Annotated in this window: 17 protein-coding genes; 12 read left to right on the top strand and 5 right to left on the bottom strand. The window is 72.8% G+C overall.

The genetic code is table 11. The features are described from left to right. The first annotated feature begins 44 nt into the window (after positions 1 to 44). The 5 genes from ACZ7LE_RS04730 to ACZ7LE_RS04710 all read left to right on the top strand — a co-directional run bounded on the left by ACZ7LE_RS04730 (position 45) and on the right by ACZ7LE_RS04710 (position 5,738). The gene (locus ACZ7LE_RS04730; protein WP_470402164.1) at positions 45 to 1,661 is read left to right on the top strand and encodes an acyl-CoA ligase (AMP-forming), exosortase A system-associated; all 1,617 of its coding nucleotides are present in this window, start codon (positions 45 to 47) and stop codon (positions 1,659 to 1,661) included. Further along, positions 1,658 to 2,902 carry a pyridoxal-dependent decarboxylase, exosortase A system-associated gene (locus tag ACZ7LE_RS04725; protein ID WP_470402163.1) on the top strand — a complete coding sequence of 415 codons (1,245 nt, stop codon included), beginning with the start codon at positions 1,658 to 1,660 and terminating at the stop codon, positions 2,900 to 2,902. Before ACZ7LE_RS04730 ends, ACZ7LE_RS04725 begins: the two co-directional genes overlap by 4 nt. Before the next feature lie 20 nt (positions 2,903 to 2,922). Then, on the top strand, positions 2,923 to 3,219 hold the full coding sequence (locus ACZ7LE_RS04720) for an acyl carrier protein (RefSeq protein WP_470402162.1): 297 nt from the start codon (positions 2,923 to 2,925) through the stop codon (positions 3,217 to 3,219). A gap of 16 nt (positions 3,220 to 3,235) precedes the next feature. Then, complete coding sequence (locus ACZ7LE_RS04715) at positions 3,236 to 3,868, top strand: acyltransferase (protein WP_470402161.1); 633 nt, start codon at positions 3,236 to 3,238, stop codon at positions 3,866 to 3,868. 415 nt (positions 3,869 to 4,283) lie between these two features. Then, positions 4,284 to 5,738, top strand: a complete 1,455-nt coding sequence (locus ACZ7LE_RS04710) for a sugar transferase (RefSeq protein WP_470402160.1) — start codon at positions 4,284 to 4,286, stop codon at positions 5,736 to 5,738. A 72-nt stretch (positions 5,739 to 5,810) separates the two neighbouring features. Here ACZ7LE_RS04710 and ACZ7LE_RS04705 read toward each other — a convergent pair whose 3' ends face one another. Beyond that, positions 5,811 to 6,644 carry a methyltransferase domain-containing protein gene (locus tag ACZ7LE_RS04705; protein WP_470402159.1) on the bottom strand — a complete coding sequence of 278 codons (834 nt, stop codon included), beginning with the start codon at positions 6,642 to 6,644 and terminating at the stop codon, positions 5,811 to 5,813. A gap of 58 nt (positions 6,645 to 6,702) precedes the next feature. Beyond that, the gene (locus ACZ7LE_RS04700; protein ID WP_470402158.1) at positions 6,703 to 7,182 is read right to left on the bottom strand and encodes a GNAT family N-acetyltransferase; all 480 of its coding nucleotides are present in this window, start codon (positions 7,180 to 7,182) and stop codon (positions 6,703 to 6,705) included. A 179-nt stretch (positions 7,183 to 7,361) separates the two neighbouring features. On the opposite strand from ACZ7LE_RS04700, the gene ACZ7LE_RS04695 reads away from it, so the two are divergent. Together ACZ7LE_RS04695 and ACZ7LE_RS04690 are read left to right on the top strand one after the other, a co-directional pair. Then, positions 7,362 to 8,627 (top strand): glycosyltransferase family 2 protein, encoded by a 1,266-nt coding sequence (locus ACZ7LE_RS04695; protein ID WP_470402157.1) that lies wholly within the window; start codon positions 7,362 to 7,364, stop codon positions 8,625 to 8,627. Between the two features lies 1 nt (position 8,628). Next, the gene (locus tag ACZ7LE_RS04690; protein ID WP_470402156.1) at positions 8,629 to 8,787 is read left to right on the top strand and encodes a hypothetical protein; all 159 of its coding nucleotides are present in this window, start codon (positions 8,629 to 8,631) and stop codon (positions 8,785 to 8,787) included. A gap of 74 nt (positions 8,788 to 8,861) precedes the next feature. Here the strand turns inward: ACZ7LE_RS04690 and ACZ7LE_RS04685 are convergent, their stop codons facing one another. Continuing rightward, entirely contained in the window at positions 8,862 to 10,910 is a 2,049-nt protein-coding gene (locus ACZ7LE_RS04685) for a S9 family peptidase (protein WP_470402155.1), read from the bottom strand. A gap of 24 nt (positions 10,911 to 10,934) precedes the next feature. On the opposite strand from ACZ7LE_RS04685, the gene ACZ7LE_RS04680 reads away from it, so the two are divergent. Then, positions 10,935 to 11,504, top strand: coding sequence for a PaaI family thioesterase (locus ACZ7LE_RS04680; RefSeq protein ID WP_470402154.1), 570 nt, complete (start codon positions 10,935 to 10,937; stop codon positions 11,502 to 11,504). 11 nt (positions 11,505 to 11,515) lie between these two features. On the opposite strand, the gene ACZ7LE_RS04675 is transcribed toward ACZ7LE_RS04680, so the two are convergent. Beyond that, positions 11,516 to 12,001, bottom strand: coding sequence for a DUF456 domain-containing protein (locus tag ACZ7LE_RS04675; RefSeq protein WP_285101150.1), 486 nt, complete (start codon positions 11,999 to 12,001; stop codon positions 11,516 to 11,518). A gap of 43 nt (positions 12,002 to 12,044) precedes the next feature. Here ACZ7LE_RS04675 and ACZ7LE_RS04670 point away from each other — a divergent pair, with 43 nt between their 5' ends. After that, entirely contained in the window at positions 12,045 to 12,905 is an 861-nt protein-coding gene (locus tag ACZ7LE_RS04670) for an arylamine N-acetyltransferase family protein (protein WP_470402153.1), read from the top strand. A 31-nt stretch (positions 12,906 to 12,936) separates the two neighbouring features. Here ACZ7LE_RS04670 and ACZ7LE_RS04665 read toward each other — a convergent pair whose 3' ends face one another. Next, the gene (locus ACZ7LE_RS04665) at positions 12,937 to 13,290 is read right to left on the bottom strand and encodes a hypothetical protein (protein ID WP_397410417.1); all 354 of its coding nucleotides are present in this window, start codon (positions 13,288 to 13,290) and stop codon (positions 12,937 to 12,939) included. Positions 13,291 to 13,793: 503 nt separating this feature from the next. Between ACZ7LE_RS04665 and ACZ7LE_RS04660 the strand changes: the two genes are divergently transcribed. The 3 genes from ACZ7LE_RS04660 to cobA are packed head-to-tail and all read left to right on the top strand — an operon-like array spanning position 13,794 to position 17,759. Beyond that, entirely contained in the window at positions 13,794 to 15,539 is a 1,746-nt protein-coding gene (locus tag ACZ7LE_RS04660) for a nitrite/sulfite reductase (RefSeq protein WP_470402152.1), read from the top strand. Further along, positions 15,536 to 16,396 carry a phosphoadenylyl-sulfate reductase gene (locus tag ACZ7LE_RS04655; protein WP_470402151.1) on the top strand — a complete coding sequence of 287 codons (861 nt, stop codon included), beginning with the start codon at positions 15,536 to 15,538 and terminating at the stop codon, positions 16,394 to 16,396. Before ACZ7LE_RS04660 ends, ACZ7LE_RS04655 begins: the two co-directional genes overlap by 4 nt. Beyond that, positions 16,389 to 17,759 (top strand): uroporphyrinogen-III C-methyltransferase, encoded by a 1,371-nt coding sequence (cobA, locus tag ACZ7LE_RS04650; RefSeq protein WP_470402150.1) that lies wholly within the window; start codon positions 16,389 to 16,391, stop codon positions 17,757 to 17,759. The genes ACZ7LE_RS04655 and cobA overlap by 8 nt, the downstream gene beginning before the upstream one ends. Positions 17,760 to 17,762: the final 3 nt, after the last annotated feature.

The raw sequence follows: 17,762 nt of genomic DNA, 5'->3' as shown, positions 1-17,762 counted from the left end.
ACCGACCTGACGAGAATCGTCGTTCGCGCTTTACCGTGATCTTCGTGACGACCATCCATCAGCATCTCGAGCAGCAGGCGCGCCTGCGGCCCGACGCCCCTGCGCTGTCGGCCCGGGACGCGACCCTGACGTACGCGCGGCTGTGGCAGGGCGTGCGCCGGGCCGCGGCACGCCTCTCCGGGCTCGGCGTGGTCCGGCACGACCGGGTGGCCGTCTTCCTGGAGAAGCGGTTCGAGACGGTCGAGGCCCTCTGGGGCACCTCCGTGGCCGGCGGCGTCTTCGTCCCCGTCAACCCGCTGCTCAAGGGCCGGCAGGTCGCCCACGTCGTGCGCGACTCCGGCGCCCGGGTGCTCGTCACCTCGCCCGGCCGGCTGAGCGCCGTCCGCGACCACCTCGGCGACACCGGCCTGACCACGGTGCTGCTCGTCGACCCGGCCGACGGCGGTGTGCCGGACGACCTGCCCCACGTGCCCGGGCTCACGGTGCACCGCTGGGCCGACGGCGCGCACGAGGCAGCCGGCGAGCAGGCCGACGGAGAACCGCCGACCGACGAGCCCACGCCGTCCGGCCCCGACACCGACATCGCGGCGATCCTGTACACGTCCGGCAGCACGGGCGCCCCGAAGGGCGTCGTCCTGTCGCACCGCAACCTGGTCGTGGGCGCCACCAGCGTCTCCGGCTACCTGCACAACACGGCCGACGACGTGCTGCTCGCGGTGCTGCCGCTGAGCTTCGACGCCGGCCTGAGCCAGCTCACCACCGCGTTCGCCGTCGGCGCCCATGCGGTGCTGCTCGACTACCTGCTCCCCCGGAACGTCACCGCGGCGTGCGAGAAGTACGGCGTCACCGGCATCACCGGCGTGCCGCCCCTGTGGACGCAGCTCGCGGCGGTCGAGTGGCCCTCGGGCGCCCGCTTCGCGCTGCGCTACTTCGCCAACACCGGCGGGCGCATGTCCGGCGCGCTGCTGCACGAGCTGCGCGACCTGTTCCCCACAGCCGCGCCGTACCTGATGTACGGGCTGACCGAGTCGTTCCGGTCCACCTACCTCGACCCCGCGCAGGTCGACGCGCGCCCCGACTCGATCGGGCAGGCCATCCCGAACGCGGAGGTGCTGGTGCTGCGCCCGGACGGCACCCCCTGCGCGCCCGACGAACCGGGCGAGCTGGTGCACCGCGGCAGCCTCGTCGCGCTCGGCTACTGGAACGACCCGGAGCGGACGGCGGCGCGGTTCCGCCCCGTGCCCGGGTACGACGAGCCGTGGCGCGCCGTGCCGGAGCCCGCCGTGTGGTCGGGCGACACCGTGGTGCGGGACGCCGAGGGCTACCTGTACTTCGTGGGCCGCGCCGACGAGATGATCAAGACCTCCGGGTACCGCGTGAGCCCCACCGAGGTGGAGGAGGCGGCGCTGGCCACCGGCCTCGTGCGCGAGGCGGTCGCGATCGGCGTGCCGGACACCCGGCTGGGGCAGCGGATCGCGCTCGCCGTGCTGTCCGCGGAGCCCGTCGACACCGACCGGCTGCTCAAGGAGATGCGGCAGTCGCTGCCCACGTTCATGCTGCCGGCCCAGGTCCACGTGGCCGCCGCGTTCCCCCGCAACCCCAACGGCAAGCTGGACCGCCCGGCGATCCGTGCGGAGCTGGTCGCGGAGGTGGCCGAGTGACCGCGCAGCCGCTGGTCGCGCCCCACCCCGCCGTGGCGGCCGTGCCCGTCTCGGGCGACGAGATCCTCGTGGGCGGGGTGCCCCTGACACGCCTGGCCGCCCGGGTCGGGTCCACGCCGTTCTTCGCGTACGACCGGCAGCGCATCACCGACCGGGTCGGCGAGGTCCGGGCCGCGCTCGGCGACGCGGTGCGGCTCGGGTACGCCGTCAAGGCCAACCCGATGCCCGCGGTCGTGCAGCACCTGGCCGGGCTGGTCGACGCGCTCGACGTCGCCTCCGCGCGCGAGATGCACACGGCCCTGGACACCGGGACGGACCCGCACCGGATCAGCTTCGCCGGCCCCGGCAAGACGCCGGAGGAGATCCGCTCGGCGGTCGCCGCGGGCGTGCTCGTCGAGCTCGAGTCGCAGACCGAGGCCCGCCGGGTCGTGGCCGCCGGGGAGTCGCTCGGCGTCGTCCCCCGGGTGGCGATCCGCGTCAACCCCGACTTCGCCGTGCGCGGCTCGGGGATGCGCATGTCGGGCGGCCCGCAGCAGTTCGGCGTGGACGCCGAGCAGGTCCCCGACCTGCTCCGCCACCTCGGCACGACCGGTGTCGAGATGACGGGCTTCCACGTCTTCGCGGGATCCCAGAACCTCGACGCGGAGCTCATCGCCGGCGCCCAGCGCGCCACGGCCGACCTCGTCGTCGCGCTCGCCGAGCACGCGCCCGGGCCGGTGCGGTACGTGAACCTGGGCGGCGGTCTGGGCATCCCCTACTTCCCCAAGGACCGGCCCGTCGACCTCGCCCGCGTGGGCGAGAGCCTCGCGGCCGTGGTCGCCGACCAGATCGCCCCGGCGCTGCCCGAGGCCGACGTGCACATCGAGCTCGGCCGGTACCTCGTCGGCGAGGCGGGCAGCTACGTGACCCGTGTCATCGACCGCAAGGTCTCCCGCGGCCGCACCTATCTGGTGGTCGACGGCGGCATGCACCACCAGCTCGCCGCGTCCGGAAACCTCGGGCAGGTGATCCGGCGCAACTACCCGGTGCTGGTCGGCACCAGGATGGCGTCGGCCGAGAGCGAGCAGGCCACCGTCGTCGGCTGCCTCTGCACCCCCCTCGACCTGCTGGCGGACGACGTCCCCCTGCCCCGGGCCGAACCGGACGACCTCGTGGTCGTGCTCCAGGCGGGGGCCTACGGCCTGACCGCCAGCCCGACCGCCTTCCTGGGCCACCCGGCACCCGCCGAGGTCCTCATTTGAAGTTCCTGACTGGAGACATGATGAGCAGCGACGTGACAGACGGCCCCGCGGGCAGCACCACGACCGGCGAGGTGGCCCTCTCCGACGTGCTCGAGGTGCTCGGCAAGGTGCTCGGGATCGAGGACCGCGTGGCCTCGTTCGATGCCGACACCCCCCTCTTCGGCGACCTGCCCGAGCTCGACTCGCTGGCCGTCCTGGAGCTGGTGACCGCCCTCGAGGACCGGTTCGGGATCACCGTGGACGACGACGAGCTCGCCGGCGGGCTGCTGGAGACCGCGGGCAGCCTGCACGCGTTCGTCGGCGCGCGGGCACGGTGACGGGAAAGGGCATGTCATGACCATCGACGAGCAGGGGGCGGCCCGGGTCGAGGACTCGGCCGACGTCGACGAGCGCGCCACGATCGGCGCCGGCACCACCATCTGGCACCTGGCCCAGGTGCGCGAGGACGCCGTCGTGGGGTCCGGCTGCACCGTCGGGCGGGGCGCCTACGTGGGGCCCGGCGTCCGCATCGGTGACGGCTGCAAGCTGCAGAACTACGCCCTGGTCTACGAGCCGGCGGTCCTGGAGGACGGCGTCTTCGTCGGTCCCGCCGCCGTGCTGACCAACGACCTGTACCCGCGGGCGATCACGCCGGACGGGACCGTCAAGACCACCGACGACTGGCACGCCGTCGGCGTCACGATCCGTACCGGCGCCGCGATCGGCGCCCGGGCGGTGTGCGTGGCGCCCGTGACCGTCGGCCGGTGGGCGACCGTCGCGGCGGGCGCCGTCGTGACCGCCGACGTACCGGACTTCGCGCTCGTCGCCGGGGTGCCGGCCAGGCGCATCCGGTGGGTCGGCCGGGCCGGCGTGCCGCTGGAGCGCACCGCGGGCGACGGCTGGCGCTGTCCCGTCACCGGCGACGAGTTCACCGAGTCGGACGGGGTGCTCCGCGAGGCGCCGTCGAACGCGACTTTTCGGCACTGAGCGACCGTCGGTTATTTCTTTTCCAGCTCGCCGTCTCACCTTTTCATCGAAATGGGTGAAGTGGCGGGTGAAGGCCCCTGAAAATGGCACCTGGAGCACGACAGAATACAGCGACCCTCATATTATCGTGACCAAGAAATAGCAACGAGAACCGGGCACACACAACGCCCCGAGGCTGCTGTTGCAAGGCCCGGACCACCACCCCCCGGCTCCACCAGGGCGCGTCGACGCCTCGCGATCGACTGCGCCCGAAAACCCGTTCCTGGCCAGAGGGAAGGAAGGAATCGACGTGGCGAGCCAGACGATAGGTGGCGGTTTCGAAATTCGCCCGCAGCTCACCGAGAAAAGGGTGAAGAATGCGGCGTCGCGTGGTTTTCACGACGTCCGCGCGCGACGCGCTCACCCGCAGTGGCAGGTGCGCTATCGCGCACGGCTGCGCTACACGGACACAGCCGTCGTCCTCGCCTCGGTGATCCTCGCGTCGGTGCTCGACGCGACCCTGCTGTCCGGCACCCCCGGGCACCCCGGACCGCTCCGGTCCCTCGCCGTGTCGGCCCTGGTGGCGGCAGTCTGGATCGGCTCGGTGGCCGCGCGCAGCTCGTACGACCTGCGGGTCGTGGGCCGCGACCACACGGAGTACCGGCGCATCTTCGGGGCCACCTGCACGGCCGTGAGCCTGCTCGTGCTCGCCGCCTGGCTCACCGGGTCGGTCGAGCCACGGGACGTGCTCGCGCAGGCCGTGGTGCTGCCGCTCGGCCTCGCCGGGCTGATCGGCTCGCGCTACGCCTGGCGGCAGTGGGTGGCGCGCACCCGACGGCGCGGTACGGGCTGCATGACGCCTGTGCTCGTCGTCGGGCACCGCGAGCAGGCCGAGCGCGTGATCCGCCGGCTCAACGGCGCGCCGCACAAGGGCTTCGTGGTGGTGGGCGCCTGCCTGCCGTCCGACGAGACGCCTGCGGGCGAGACGCCCCCCGGCGAGACGCCGCCGCGCGACGGTCTGCCCGGCGACGAGGTCGGCGGCGTGCCCGTGCTCGGCGACCTGTCCCGGGTCGGCGAGGCAGCGGCCCTGGTCCGGGCGAGCGCCGTGGCGGTCAGCGCGTCCGGCAGCATCACCACGGACCTGGTGCGCCGGCTCGGCTGGCAGCTCGAACGGGTCGGCGTCGACCTCATGCTCACCACGGAGCTCGCCGACGTCTCGGCGGCCCGCGTCAGCGTCTCCCCGGCGTCGGGCCTCTCGCTGCTGCACGTGGCCGCGCCCCGCTTCCGCGGGCACAAGTTCCGCGTGAAGCAGGCCATCGACTGGGTGCTGGCCGCCGCGATCACGGTGCTGGTGTCGCCGGTGCTGCTCGGCGTAGGGCTGGCCGTCGCGCTGACCAGCAAGGGCCCCCTGTTCTACCTGTCGGAGCGCGTGGGGCGCGACGGCAAGATCTTCCGGATGTTCAAGTTCCGCACCATGCGCGTGGGCGCCGACCGGGAGGTCAAGGCGCTGACCGCGGACAACGACGCGGCAGGCCCCCTGTTCAAGATGCGCACCGACCCGCGCATCACCCGCGTGGGCCGCGTGCTGCGGCGGTACTCGCTCGACGAGCTGCCCCAGCTCCTCAACGTGCTCGTCGGCCACATGAGCCTCGTGGGGCCCCGGCCGGCCCTCCCGCACGAGGTCGCGGCGTACGAGGAGCGGATGCGGCGCCGGCTGCTGGTCAAGCCCGGGATGACGGGCATGTGGCAGGTCTCCGGCCGGTCCGACCTGCCCTGGGAGGAGGCGGTCCGCCTCGACGTCTACTACGCCGAGAACTGGACGCCGATGCAGGACCTGGCGATCCTCGGGCAGACGGCGCGGGCCGTCGTCTCGGGACGCGGGGCCTACTGAGACCGGGCGGGCGGGCCCGGCCGCCTACCCGGCCCGGTCCGTCCGCCCCATCCGGGGTCAGGGTCGTCCCGGTCAGGCCTTCTCCCACACGGACACGTGCTTCTCGGAGTCCGCGGTGAACGGCGACCGGTCCCAGCCCGCCCAGCGGTGCCGGAGCCGTAGCCCGGCGATCCGCGCCATGAGGTCCAGCTCGGCGGGCCAGGCGTACCGGAAGGGCACCGAGCGGAACTGCCCGGTGCCGTCGGGCCGCACCGTCACGTGGTTGGACGAGAAGAGCTGGGTGGCGACGTCATACCGGTCGAAGCCCACGTACCCGGTGTCCCCCGCGGCGGGGGCGACGGTGAACGGGACCGTGTCCTGGCCGGGCGGCAGGCGGCGCAGCCCCGGCACGCCCACCTCGATCAGGAACTGTCCGCCGGGCCGCAGGTGCGCCGCGGCGTTGACGAAGACGTCGACCTGCCCGTCCTGCGTGGTCACGTTGCTGATCGTGTTGAAGACCAGGTAGGCCAGGGAGAAGTCACCCGGCCGGACGGCGCCGTCGAACCCGTCGAACCGGGTGGTGGTCATGTCGCCGATGGTCACGCCCACGGCGTTCCCGCCGGGCTTGCCGGCGATCCGCGCGGCCATCGCCCGGCTCAGCTCGATACCGCCCACCCGGACGCCGCGGGCCGCCAACGGCGCAGCGATGCGCCCGGTGCCGACCGCCAGCTCCAGCACGGGGCCGCCGGCCGCGAGCTCCTCCAGGAGGTCCACGGCGGGCGTCACGACGGCGGCGTCGTTCGCGCCGCCCGGGTCGTCGTAGCCCACGGCCACGCTCTCGGGGAACTGGCCGTCGGCGGGGTCGTCGCCGGGGTGGTGGGCGCGGAGGTCGGGGGCGGGCTCTGCGGGGTGCGCGTCGTCGGTCACGCGCCCGACGCTATGCCCGACGACGGCGCCGGCCCAGCTCTTTTGGGGCCCTCAGCCCTCAGGCGTGGACGCGCGCCAGCCGCATCGGCGTGTGCGGGATGCCGTCGTCCAGGAACTCGTCGCCGTCCGCCACGAACCCGTGCTTGCCGTACCAGCGCGTGAGCGGCGACTGGGCGTCGAGCACGATGTCGCGGCCGTCGCCGGCGTCCTCGATGTACGCGATGGCCGCGCGCATCACGTCGTCGGACAGGCCCTTGCCGCGGGCCTCCTTGGCCAGGGCGACCCGGCCGATGCGCCACACGTCGCCGTCGTCCAGCACGCGGGCGGTGCCGAGCACGCGGGTCCCGCCGTCGGACACGGAGTCGGGCGCGGCCTCGGCCAGCAGCACGACCTGCACGGCGCCCGGCTCGACGTCGCGACCGTCGAGGTCGTGGTACGGGCAGTCCTGCTCCACGACGAAGACGTCCTGACGCAGCTTCCAGACCCCGTAGGCGATGACGACGTCGAGCTGGGCGAGCGGGGCGGTGATGATCTGCACGGGATCGATCCTCGCACGCCCCCGTGCCGGACGGGTCGTCGCGCCCCGGGCGAATGCCGCCGCTCGCCGGGCTCACGGGTCTTTCTACCACCTACGAATTCCCAAGACGCCCAAGAGGTCAAAGAGAGATCTTGAGGCTTTCTTGAGGATCTTCGTCTGGGCCTTGAGCCGCGGCAACCATGCTCGGAACAGCCATTCAGAGAGCCACCGTGGGAATCGGGATGGTGGATACGGCGTCCCGCAACACGCCTTCCGGTAATCATCCGGAAACGCCTGTGCGGTCATTCATGAACGACCTGTTGAAATTCGTCCCGGAGAGCATCGTCATGACCCACGTAGAAGCCCGTCGGCCGGCTCCGGCCCGTCCCGTGCCGGCCGCGTCGCCGCGGCTCACCCGCGTCGTGGTTCTGATCCCGGCGCACAACGAGGCAGAGGGCATCACCGAGACCGTCACGGCACTGAGCCGCCAGACCCGCCCGCCCGACGAGATCCTGGTCGTCTCGGACAACTCGACCGACGACACCGTCGACCTCGCCCGGCGCACCGGCGCCCACGTCACCGAGACGGTCGGCAACAGCCACAAGAAGGCCGGGGCCCTGAACCAGGCCCTGTCCACCGTGCTTCCTCGGCTCGAGGACGACGACTTCGTGCTGGTGCAGGACGCCGACAGCGTGCTGGACCCCAGGTTCATCGAGAGCGCGCTCGCCCACCTCACCACCGACGACCGGCTCGGGGCCGTCGGCGGCGTGTTCCGGGGGCAGGACGGCGGTGGACTGGTCGGTCACCTGCAGCGCAACGAGTACGCGCGCTACGCGCGGGACGTGCGGCGTCTGAAGGGGAAGTGCCTGGTCGTGACCGGCACCGCCGCGGTGTTCCGCGTCTCCACGCTGCGGCGCGTGCGTGCGGCGAGGCTGGCGCACGAGATCCCGGTCGGCGACGGACGCGGGGGCGTCTACGACACGACGGTGCTGACGGAGGACAACGAGATCTCGTTCGCCCTGCTGCACCTCGGCTACACGATCCTGTCACCCCAGGGCTGCACGCTCACGACAGAGGTGATGCCGACGTGGCGGGAGCTCTGGAACCAGCGCCTGCGGTGGAAGCGCGGCGCGATCGAGAACTGCGTCCAGTACGGCCTGACCCGGGTCACCGCGCCCTACTGGGGGCGGCAGGTGGTGACCATGCTGGGAGTCCTGGTGACCGCGGCCTACCTGGCGACGGTCGTCTGGTCTCTCGTGGCCTACGGAGCGCTCAACGTCCAACCGTTCTGGCTGGCGCTGACCGGCATTTTCGTCGCCGAACGCGTTATCACTCTGCGCGACCGAGGACTGGTCAGGCAGATGGTCGCCGCGACACTTTACGAGCTGCCTTTCGACATCTTTCTGCAGGCCTGCCACGGAAAGGCATATCTGGATTCCGCGATGAACCGAGAAAGGAGATGGTGACATGTACAACGGAGCAGCACTGAGCACGATCGGAGGCGGCGGCGCGGCAGCCCTGGCCGCCACGGGCCCCGACCACCTGCTGTGGCTCGTCCTGGCGTCGTTCGCGCTCGTCGCGGCCGGAACCGCCGTACGCCGGATCGTGCCCCGCAAGGAGGCGTGACCACTGCGCATCCGCGGGTGCCCGCCACCGGTCTCACGGTGGCGGGCATCCTCGCGCGCGGCCGGGACTCCGCCTCAGGCGACGGGCAGGTACCGTCGCCACCAGTCGAGGATGACCTCGAACCGCTGCTGCCGGTGCCGCGGGCGCCCCGACCGGGACAGCTCGTGGTTCTCACCGGGGAAGACCACCAGCTCCGTCTCCACCCCGTTCCCCTTGAGCGTCGAGTAGTAGCGCTCCGCCTGCGACAGCGGGCAGCGCAGGTCCAGCTCGGAGTGCAGCACGAGCGTGGGCGTCGTCACCTGCCCGGCCACGGCCTGCGGCGACTGCGCGGCCACCTGCTCCGGCTTCTCGCCCACGTACTCCAGGCCGAAGAACGAGCCGATGTCGCTCGTGCCGAAGAACAGCTCGGGGTCCAGGAACCCGCGCTCCACGACCGCGCCCGCGAACCGGTGGTCGTGCGCGACGGTCCAGGCCGTGAGGTACCCGCCGTACGAGCCGCCCAGCACGCCCACGCGCGACCCGTCCAGCCGCCCGTCCGCGGCGACCGCCCCGTCCAGGAAGTCGAGCACGTCGTGCAGGTCCACGGTGCCCATGGCCTGCTTGATCGTGCGGCCGTGCGCCTGCCCGTAGCCGGCGGAGCCGCGCGGGTTGCAGTAGACGACGGCGTACCCGGCGTCGACCAGCACCTGCGTCTCGTCGAACAGCCGCACGTCGTAGGACGCGTAGGGGCCGCCGTGGATCATCAGCAGGGTCGGGTGCGTGCCCGTCCCCTCGGGCACCGCGACCCAGCCGTGCACGGGATACCCGTCACGTCCCGTGACCGTCAGCTCGGTCGGGGTGACGACGCCGGTCGCGCGCAGCGGTGCGGAGAAGTCGGTCCGGGGGTGGACCTCGCCGTCCGCGACGACGCCCACCTCGCCGTAGGTGCCCGCGTCGCCGTACGCGACGGCGATCGTCCCGCCGCCGACGCCGATATCGGAGACGAGCACGTCTCCGCTGGTCAGCGGGGTTGTGGTGCCGTCGTCGGCGACCTTGACCACCTGCTGGGTGCCGCGGGTGGCGAGGACGAGCAGCACGCCGCCGTCGGCCAGCGGCACCGGCTCGTGACCCAGCTCCTGCGTCTCCGGGTCGGTGAGCCGGCGGGGCTCCGGGTCGGCCCACGCGGACACCACGTACAGGGCCGCGTTGCGGGCCACGAAGTCCTTGCCCTCCGGGCCGTGGTCCTGGGCGAGCACGTACAGCTCGCCGCCCGGACCGAACGCGACCGCCTGCGGGCCGAGCGTGCCGAGCTCGACCTCGGAGCCGCCCCCGGCGGCGCCCACGCCCAGGGGCAGCACCCGCAGGGTTGTGCGGCCCACCTGACCCGCGCCCTGCTCGCGCTCGGCGAGCACGGCGACCGAGCGGCCGTCGGGCGTGAAGGCGATCCCGCTGTGGTCGACGTCGTCCGTGGTCACCCGGCGCGGCTCCGGCACCACGGGACGCGGCTCGGCCGGGCCCTGCGGGGTCGCGACGGGCTGGACCACGGGCTCGGCGTCGACGTCAGGCAGGTCGACGAGGTACACGTGCTGGGGGCGGTCGCGGTGGTAGCCCAGGCCGTTGCGCGTCCAGCTCCACCCCGTGATGCGGCGCGGACCCTCGGCCCCCGGCGCGATGCCCTCGACCGAGCCGTAACGGCCCGGCTCGGGCTCACGGCTCAGGAACGCGAGCTGCTTCCCGTCGGGCGACCAGCGGAACCCGCTCACGCCGAGCGTGCGGTCCGTGACCTGCACGGCCTCGCCGCCCGCGACCGGGAGCACCCAGAGCTGCGGGGCGCCCTGCGGCTGCGCGCGCAGGAAGGCGACCAGGGCGCCGTCGGGCGAGAAGCGTGGCTCGGTGTCGCGGAAGCCGCGGGTGAGGCGGCGGGGTCCGGCCCCTGTCCCGCTGGTCGAGGCCGAAGCCCCGCTGGTCGAGGCCGGAACCCCGCTGGTCGAGCTTGTCGAGACCAAGGGCACCCGCCAGAGCTGGCCCACGACGGCGTCGGCCTCCAGGTCGGGCCGGGTCACGGCGACGACGGCCCACGTACCGTCCGGGTGGACGGCGGGCCGGGAGACGGTGCGGATCAGGGGAAGGTCGGCTGCCTGCATGACCCGGACATTACCCTTGCGAACATGTCCGAAACACAGCAGACCGACGCGCCCGGCGCGCACGAGGCCACGAGCGCGCACGAGGCCTGGGGCGCACCGCGCAGCCGGGACCTGACCTGGTACGACCCGCACCGGACCGCGGCAGAGGCGCCGCTGACGTCCGGCGTCGAGTTCCTGCGCCGGATGCGTGACGGTCTCATCCCGCCCCCGCCGATCGCCTCCCACTTCGGCCTCGACATCGACGAGGTCGAGGAGGGGCGCGTGACCTTCCGGTGCACGCCCGACGAGTCCGGCTACAACCCGATCGGCACGATCCACGGCGGCGTGCTCTGCACGCTGCTCGACACGGTGTGCGGCTGCGCCATCCAGTCGGTGCTGCCGCAGGGCAAGGGCTACACCTCGATCGAGATCAAGGTGAGCTACGTCAAGGCCGTGCGAGGCGGCGGCGGGCCGCTCACCGCCGAGGGCACGGTCGTCAAGGCCGGCTCCCGCGTGGGCTTCACGGAGGGCGTGGTGCGGGACGCGACGGGCGCGGTCGTCGCGACGGCGTCGAGCACCCTGCTGATCTTCGACCTCCCGACGCCGCCCGCCTGACGCCGCCGGCGTCAGCCCGTGATGAAGAGGCCGACCACCCACGCGCCCGTCGCGATCAGCGAGCCCACGAGCTGGACGCCGATCGTGATCAGCGTGGCCTGGACGGCGGCCTTGGTGGCGCCCCAGGCGGCCGACACGTCCTTGCGGCGTGCCCACTCCAGCAGGAAGATCGCGGCGACGAAGAACAGGAACAGGCCGATCACGGGCACCACGAAGAAGCCGATGATGCCCGCGATGCCGCCCACGGCGAGGGTCAGCACGGGTACCTCGGCCTTGCGCATGTGCTTGCCGGCGAGGATCCACTGGAACACCTCGGCGACGGCGATGGCGACGGCGGCAATGCCGAACACGACCCACGCCTCGACACCGCCCGTGAAGATGGCCCACACGAGGATCCCGCCCAGCACGAGCACGGCGCCGGGCAACACCTGCACGACGATGCCGATCAGCCCGACAAGGATTGCGACACCGACGAGTACTTCTGCCCAAACGTCCACGGCCGCACCCTAGCCTGCTGGTGCAAATCGGACATTGAATCGGATGGATATCCTGCTCGCCATGAAGCACGAGGCGGCCGGCTACCTGGCCCGGCTGGGCCTGGAGGCGCGGCCCCCGGCGACGGTCGGGACGCTGTTCGAGATCCACCGACGGCACGCCGAGCGCATCCCGTACGAGAACCTGCACACCATGCTCGGTGACCCGCCGCCCATCGACGCGACGTCGACCCTGGCGCGCGTGGCGGCGGGCGGCAACGCGGGCTACTGCTTCCACCACAACGGCATCATGACGACGGCGCTGCGGGCGCTGGGCTACGACGTCGTCCCGGCGTGGGGCCACAACTGGGACGACGACGCCGAGCGCGCCGACGTGTACGTCGGCCACCTGGCGCTGTCGGTGCGCGATTTGCCGGCCGACGAGAACCCGGGCGGCGTCTGGTGGCCCGACGTCGGCTGCGGCGACGGGCTGCACGAGCCGCTGCCCCTGGTCGCGGGCGAGTACCGGCAGGGCCCGTTCACCTACGTGCTCGACGTGCGCGCCGACGGCTGGACGTTCCACCACGACGCCCAGGGCAGCTTCGGCGCCGTCGACCTCTTCGACGAGGCGCTCACGCCCGAGCAGGCCGACGCCGCCCACCGGCGACTGACCGCGCCGGACGGCGGGGCGTACGCCCGCAAGCTGGTGGTGCAGCGCCGCCTGCCCGACGCCGCGGAGACGCTGCGCGGCTGCCAGTTCACGCGGACCGGCTCGCGCGCGGAGCGGGTCGAGCTGACGGCGTACGACGACTGGCGGGACGGGCTGGTGACGTTGGGCATCAGGCTGCAGGGCATCGACGACGACGCCCTGCGCGCGCTGTTCGACCGCAGCCTGGCGGCGCACCGGGACTGGGTCGCGACGCGCTGACGACGCCGCCCCGCCCGGTGCGCGCTCGGCGTCAGTTCCAGAACACCGCGACCAGGATGTTCACCAGGGTGAGCCCGAGCACGGAGCCCTTGAGGCCCTGCGACACGTTCTCGCCCTTGCGCACCGCGATCACGGCCAGCACGGCGACGGCGAGCGCGATGATCAGCTTGACGCCGATCTTCGCCATCGACGGGCCGCCGTCGTCCCAGAGGCCGCCCATCTCGGCGATGCCGACCATGATGACGCCCGCGACGACGGCTCCCATGGCACCGTGCGAGACACCCTTGTAGAGGGCCTTGGTCCGCAGCGACGCGATCGAGCCGCCGAAGACGAGCGCCCAGCTCGCGAAGTGCAGGAACACGAAGACGTTGTAGAGGAACTCCATGGTCGGCAGCCTATCCGCGGCGGGGGTCCGAACCACCTGAAAACCGCACGCCCGGGGCGTTAGTGACAATTTTCACGAGCCTGCGCACCGCAGCGGCCCTGGATCACCGCGCAGGGTCGGGCCAGAATTCCCGACTCGTTCGGTAGGGAAATGCATAGGCAACATTGATGCACCCGATAGACATCCACTATATGGACATGGTCTTCCACCCGTCCGAACCCGCAGTTACGGTCTTCGCCATGACCAAGGCAGCGCGCATCTCCCTCGTGACAACGCGTCACGAGATGCCCATGTGTGCCATGCCGACCTGTGCCTGCGACCGCTGTCGCAGCTGTCAGCCCTGACGCGCCCCTCGCTCCCTGCAAGGTCAGCGCGCGCCGCCGGCCCGCAGCGCTGAGTCCCTGGTCATCCCCGGGAACCGGCCACCTGTGCCCGCACGACGCGCACCACTCCCCCCAGCACGCTCCACGCCCGCGCGCCCCGCACCGAACAGGACCCCGCACATGGTGAACACGGCCCCCACCCCGCCCGAGACCCGCACCCCTGCCCGGCGCACGCCCACGACGTCGAAGCGCCCTGCCCGGCCGAACGGCCAGTGGAAGGTCGACGGCACCACTCCGCTGAACCACAACGAGGAGTTCAAGCAGGAGTCGGCCCCGCTGGAGGTCCGCGACCGCATCGAGCGGATCTACGCCAAGGAGGGCTTCGACGCCATCCCCGGCGACGACCTGCACGGCCGGTTCCGCTGGTGGGGCCTGTACACGCAGCGCAAGCCCGGGATCGACGGCGGCCGCACCGCCCAGCTCGAACCGCACGAGCTCGAGGACAAGTTCTTCATGCTGCGCGTGCGGATCGACGGTGGCGCCCTGACCACCGAGCAGCTCCGCACCATCGCCGGCATCAGCACCGAGTTCGGCCGCGGGTCGGCGGACATCACCGACCGGCAGAACCTCCAGCTGCACTGGATCGAGGTCGAGTCGGTGCCGGAGATCTGGCGGCGGCTGGAGGCGGTGGGGCTGAGCACCACGGAGGCCTGCGGCGACGTGCCCCGCGTCATCCTCGGCAGCCCCGTGGCGGGCGTCGCCAAGGACGAGCTGATCGACCCGACGCCCGTGATCGAGCAGATCCAGGAGCGCTTCATCGGCGATCCCGCCCTGGCCAACCTGCCGCGCAAGTTCAAGTCGGCCATCACCGGCCACCCGAGCCTCGACGTCGTGCACGAGATCAACGACATCTCCTTCGTCGCCGTCGACCACCCCGAGCTCGGCATCGGCTACGACCTGTGGGTGGGCGGCGCGCTGTCGACGGCGCCGCGCCTCGCGGAGCGCCTGGGCGTGTTCGTCACCGAGGAGCAGGCGCCCGACGTCTGGCACGGCGTGGTGCGGATCTTCCGCGACTACGGCTACCGCAGGCTGCGCAACAAGGCGCGCCTGAAGTTCCTGCTCGCCGACTGGGGTGTCGAGAAGTTCCGCCAGGTGCTGCAGGACGAGTACCTGGGTTACGCGCTGCCCGAGGGTGTCGCCCCGCCGTCGCCGGCCTCACTCGGGCTGGACGAGCGTGGCGATCACGTGGGCGTGCACGAGCAGCACGACGGCCGGTTCTACGTGGGCGCCGCGCCGACGGTCGGCCGGGTCTCGGGCGAGACCCTCGCCCTTCTCGCCGACCTCGCCGAGGCGCACGGCAGCAGCCGCGTCCGCCTGACGCCGCAGCAGAAGCTGCTGGTCCTCGACGTCGCGCAGGAGCAGGTGGAGCCCATGATCGCCGGCCTGGCCCAGCTGGGCCTGCAGGCCCGCCCGAGCCCGTTCCGCCGCAACACGATCGCCTGCACGGGCATCGAGTACTGCAAGCTCGCGATCGTCGAGACCAAGGCGACGTCGGCCGCGGCGATCACGCAGCTCGAGGAGCGCCTCGGGGACCTGACGAACCTCAAGCCGCTGAGCCTGCACGTCAACGGCTGCCCCAACTCGTGCGCGCGGATCCAGACGGCCGACATCGGCCTCAAGGGCCAGCTCGTCATGGACGACGACGGCAACCAGGTGCCCGGCTTCCAGGTGCACCTGGGCGGCGGGCTCGCCTCGACGGAGCGGGACGACGCCGGGCTCGGGCGCACCGTGCGCGGGCTCAAGGTGACCGCCGACGGCATCGGCGACTACGTGGAGCGGGTCGTGCGCCGGTACGAGGCCGACCACGACGGCGACGAGTCGTTCGCGCAGTGGGCGCACCGCGCCGACGAGGAGGCCCTCCGATGACGGCCACCGAAGAGGCACCCGCCTCCTCTCTCGCGCTCTCCGGGCTCGGCCACGGCGAGAACCCGCGCCTGGCGCGGGTCCGCGCCCGCGCCGCCGCCCGCGAGAGCACCCGTGATGCCCGCCGGGCCGCCCGGACCACCCGCCGCCGTCGGACGCCGGAGGAGCTGCGGGCCGTCGTGGAGCGCGGGCAGGCCCAGCTGCACGCCTCGACGGGCAACCCCGAGGCGGACGCCGAGGCCGTCATCGCCTGGGCCGTGCGCGAGTTCGGGCCATACCTGGCGGTGGCCTCCTCGATGCAGGACACCGTGCTGTCGCACCTGGTGGCGCAGCAGCTCCCGTTCGTCGACGTGCTGTTCGGCGACACGGGCTACCACTTCGCGGAGACCCTGGGCACCCGGGGCGCCGTCGAGATCGAGCTGGACGTGAACGTCGTGGACGTGCGCCCCGAGCTGACCGTGGCCGAGCAGGACGCCGCCTACGGGCCCCGGCTGCACGACACCGACCCCGAGGCCTGCTGCGCGATGCGCAAGGTCGCGCCCATGAAGAAGGCGCTGGAGGGCTACGAGGCGTGGGCCACCGGCGTGCGCCGCGAGGAGACGGCTGCGCGGGCCAACGCGCCGCTCGTGTCCTGGGACGAGCGCAACGGCGTGGTGAAGATCAACCCGATCGCGGCGTGGACGGACGACCAGGTCGCGGAATACGCGGCCCGGCACGGGCTGATCGTGAACCCGCTCCTGACCGACGGCTACCCGTCGGTCGGCTGCGAGCCCTGCACCGCGCGGCCGCTGCCGGGGCAGGACGCCCGCTCGGGCCGCTGGGCCGGGCGCGACAAGGACGAGTGTGGTCTCCATGTCTGACATCTACCCGCTGGGGCTCAAGGTCGCGGGCCGGCTCGTCGTCGTGGTCGGCGGCGGTCCCGTGGCCGCGCGCCGGGTCCGCTCCCTGCTCGACGCCGGAGCGCGGGTGCGCGTGGTCGCGCCGCACGCCGTGCTCGGCGAGCAGGGGATCGCCGTCGCGTCGGAGGTGCTCGACGCCCCGGGTGAGCCGACGCCCGGCACCGTGCAGTGGGTCCGGCGCGAGTACCGCGCGGGCGACCTCGACGGCGCGTGGCTCGCGCACACGGCCACGGGTTCCGCCGTCGTGGACGCCCGGGTGGCCGACGACGCCGAGCGCGCCCGGATCTTCTGCGTCACCGCGGGCGACGCATCCGTGGGCAGCGCGTGGGTTCCGGCTGTGGCCCGGACCACCCTGACCGACGACGCCGAGGTGACCGTCGCGGTGACCGCCGGCCGGGACCCGCGGCGCGCGCGGGCGATCCGGGACGCGGTCGCCGCGGAGCTGGCCTCGGGTGCGCTCCCGCTGCGGCGGCAGCGCCCACGCACCTCGCCGGTCGAGCCTGTCGAGACCCCCGCCTCGCCGGTCGAGCCTGTCGAGACCCCCACCTCGCAGGTCGAGCCTGTCGAGACCCCGGTTTCGACAGACTCAACCCCCGCAGCCCTCGGCCGGGTCTGGCTCGTCGGCGGCGGCCCCGGCGACACGGGGCTCATCACGGCCTGGGGCCGGAGCGTCCTGGCCCAGGCCGACGTCGTCGTCGTCGACCGGCTCGGCCCCCGCGCCCTCCTCGACGAGCTCGCGCCGGAGGTCGAGGTGATCGACGTCGGCAAGACGAGCGGCAACCACCCCGTGCCGCAGCACGAGATCAACGCGCTGCTGGTCCAGCACGCGCAGGCCGGCCGCGACGTCGTCCGCCTCAAGGGCGGCGACCCGTACGTCTTCGGCCGCGGTGGCGAGGAGCTTGCCGAGTGCCGCGCGGCGGGGATCGAGGTCGAGGTGGTCCCGGGCGTGACGTCGGCGGTCTCCGTGCCGGCGGCGGTCGGCATCCCGGTGACCCACCGCGGCGTCGCCCGCGGCTTCAGCGTCCTGACCGGGCACGACGGCGCCGCGCAGGTGCCGGGCAGCCCCGACCACACCCTCGTCCTCCTGATGGGCGTGACCCACCTGGCCGACACGGCGGCGGCTCTCATCACCGAGGACCGCCCCGCCGACACCCCGGCCGCCGTGGTCGAGGACGGCTACGGCCCCCGCCAACGCGTCACGGTAGGCACCCTGTCCACGATCGCCGCCCGAGCGGCTGCGGCAGACGTGAAACCCCCGGCCATCATCGTGGTCGGTGACGTAGTCCGCCTGTCCCCGGCCTGGCCGGCCCAACAGACTCGTTGAGTG

The sequence above is a fragment of the Promicromonospora sp. NPDC110617 genome, assembly GCF_055598465.1.
Note: the sequence above shows the minus strand (reverse complement) of the source record. Positions and strands in the feature narration are given on the sequence as shown.

What these genes read in the sequence shown, in the direction of transcription:
- ACZ7LE_RS04720 (WP_470402162.1), top strand. Translation starts at nt 2,923, where the DNA reads ATGAGCAGCGACGTGACAGACGGCCCCGCGGGCAGCACCACGACCGGC.
- ACZ7LE_RS04715 (WP_470402161.1), top strand. Translation starts at nt 3,236, where the DNA reads ATGACCATCGACGAGCAGGGGGCGGCCCGGGTCGAGGACTCGGCCGAC.
- ACZ7LE_RS04695 (WP_470402157.1), top strand. Translation starts at nt 7,362, where the DNA reads ATGCTCGGAACAGCCATTCAGAGAGCCACCGTGGGAATCGGGATGGTG.
- ACZ7LE_RS04690 (WP_470402156.1), top strand. Translation starts at nt 8,629, where the DNA reads ATGTACAACGGAGCAGCACTGAGCACGATCGGAGGCGGCGGCGCGGCA.
- ACZ7LE_RS04685 (WP_470402155.1), bottom strand. Translation starts at nt 10,910, where the DNA reads ATGCAGGCAGCCGACCTTCCCCTGATCCGCACCGTCTCCCGGCCCGCC.
- ACZ7LE_RS04680 (WP_470402154.1), top strand. Translation starts at nt 10,935, where the DNA reads ATGTCCGAAACACAGCAGACCGACGCGCCCGGCGCGCACGAGGCCACG.
- ACZ7LE_RS04670 (WP_470402153.1), top strand. Translation starts at nt 12,045, where the DNA reads ATGGATATCCTGCTCGCCATGAAGCACGAGGCGGCCGGCTACCTGGCC.
- ACZ7LE_RS04665 (WP_397410417.1), bottom strand. Translation starts at nt 13,290, where the DNA reads ATGGAGTTCCTCTACAACGTCTTCGTGTTCCTGCACTTCGCGAGCTGG.
- ACZ7LE_RS04660 (WP_470402152.1), top strand. Translation starts at nt 13,794, where the DNA reads ATGGTGAACACGGCCCCCACCCCGCCCGAGACCCGCACCCCTGCCCGG.
- ACZ7LE_RS04655 (WP_470402151.1), top strand. Translation starts at nt 15,536, where the DNA reads ATGACGGCCACCGAAGAGGCACCCGCCTCCTCTCTCGCGCTCTCCGGG.
- cobA (WP_470402150.1), top strand. Translation starts at nt 16,389, where the DNA reads ATGTCTGACATCTACCCGCTGGGGCTCAAGGTCGCGGGCCGGCTCGTC.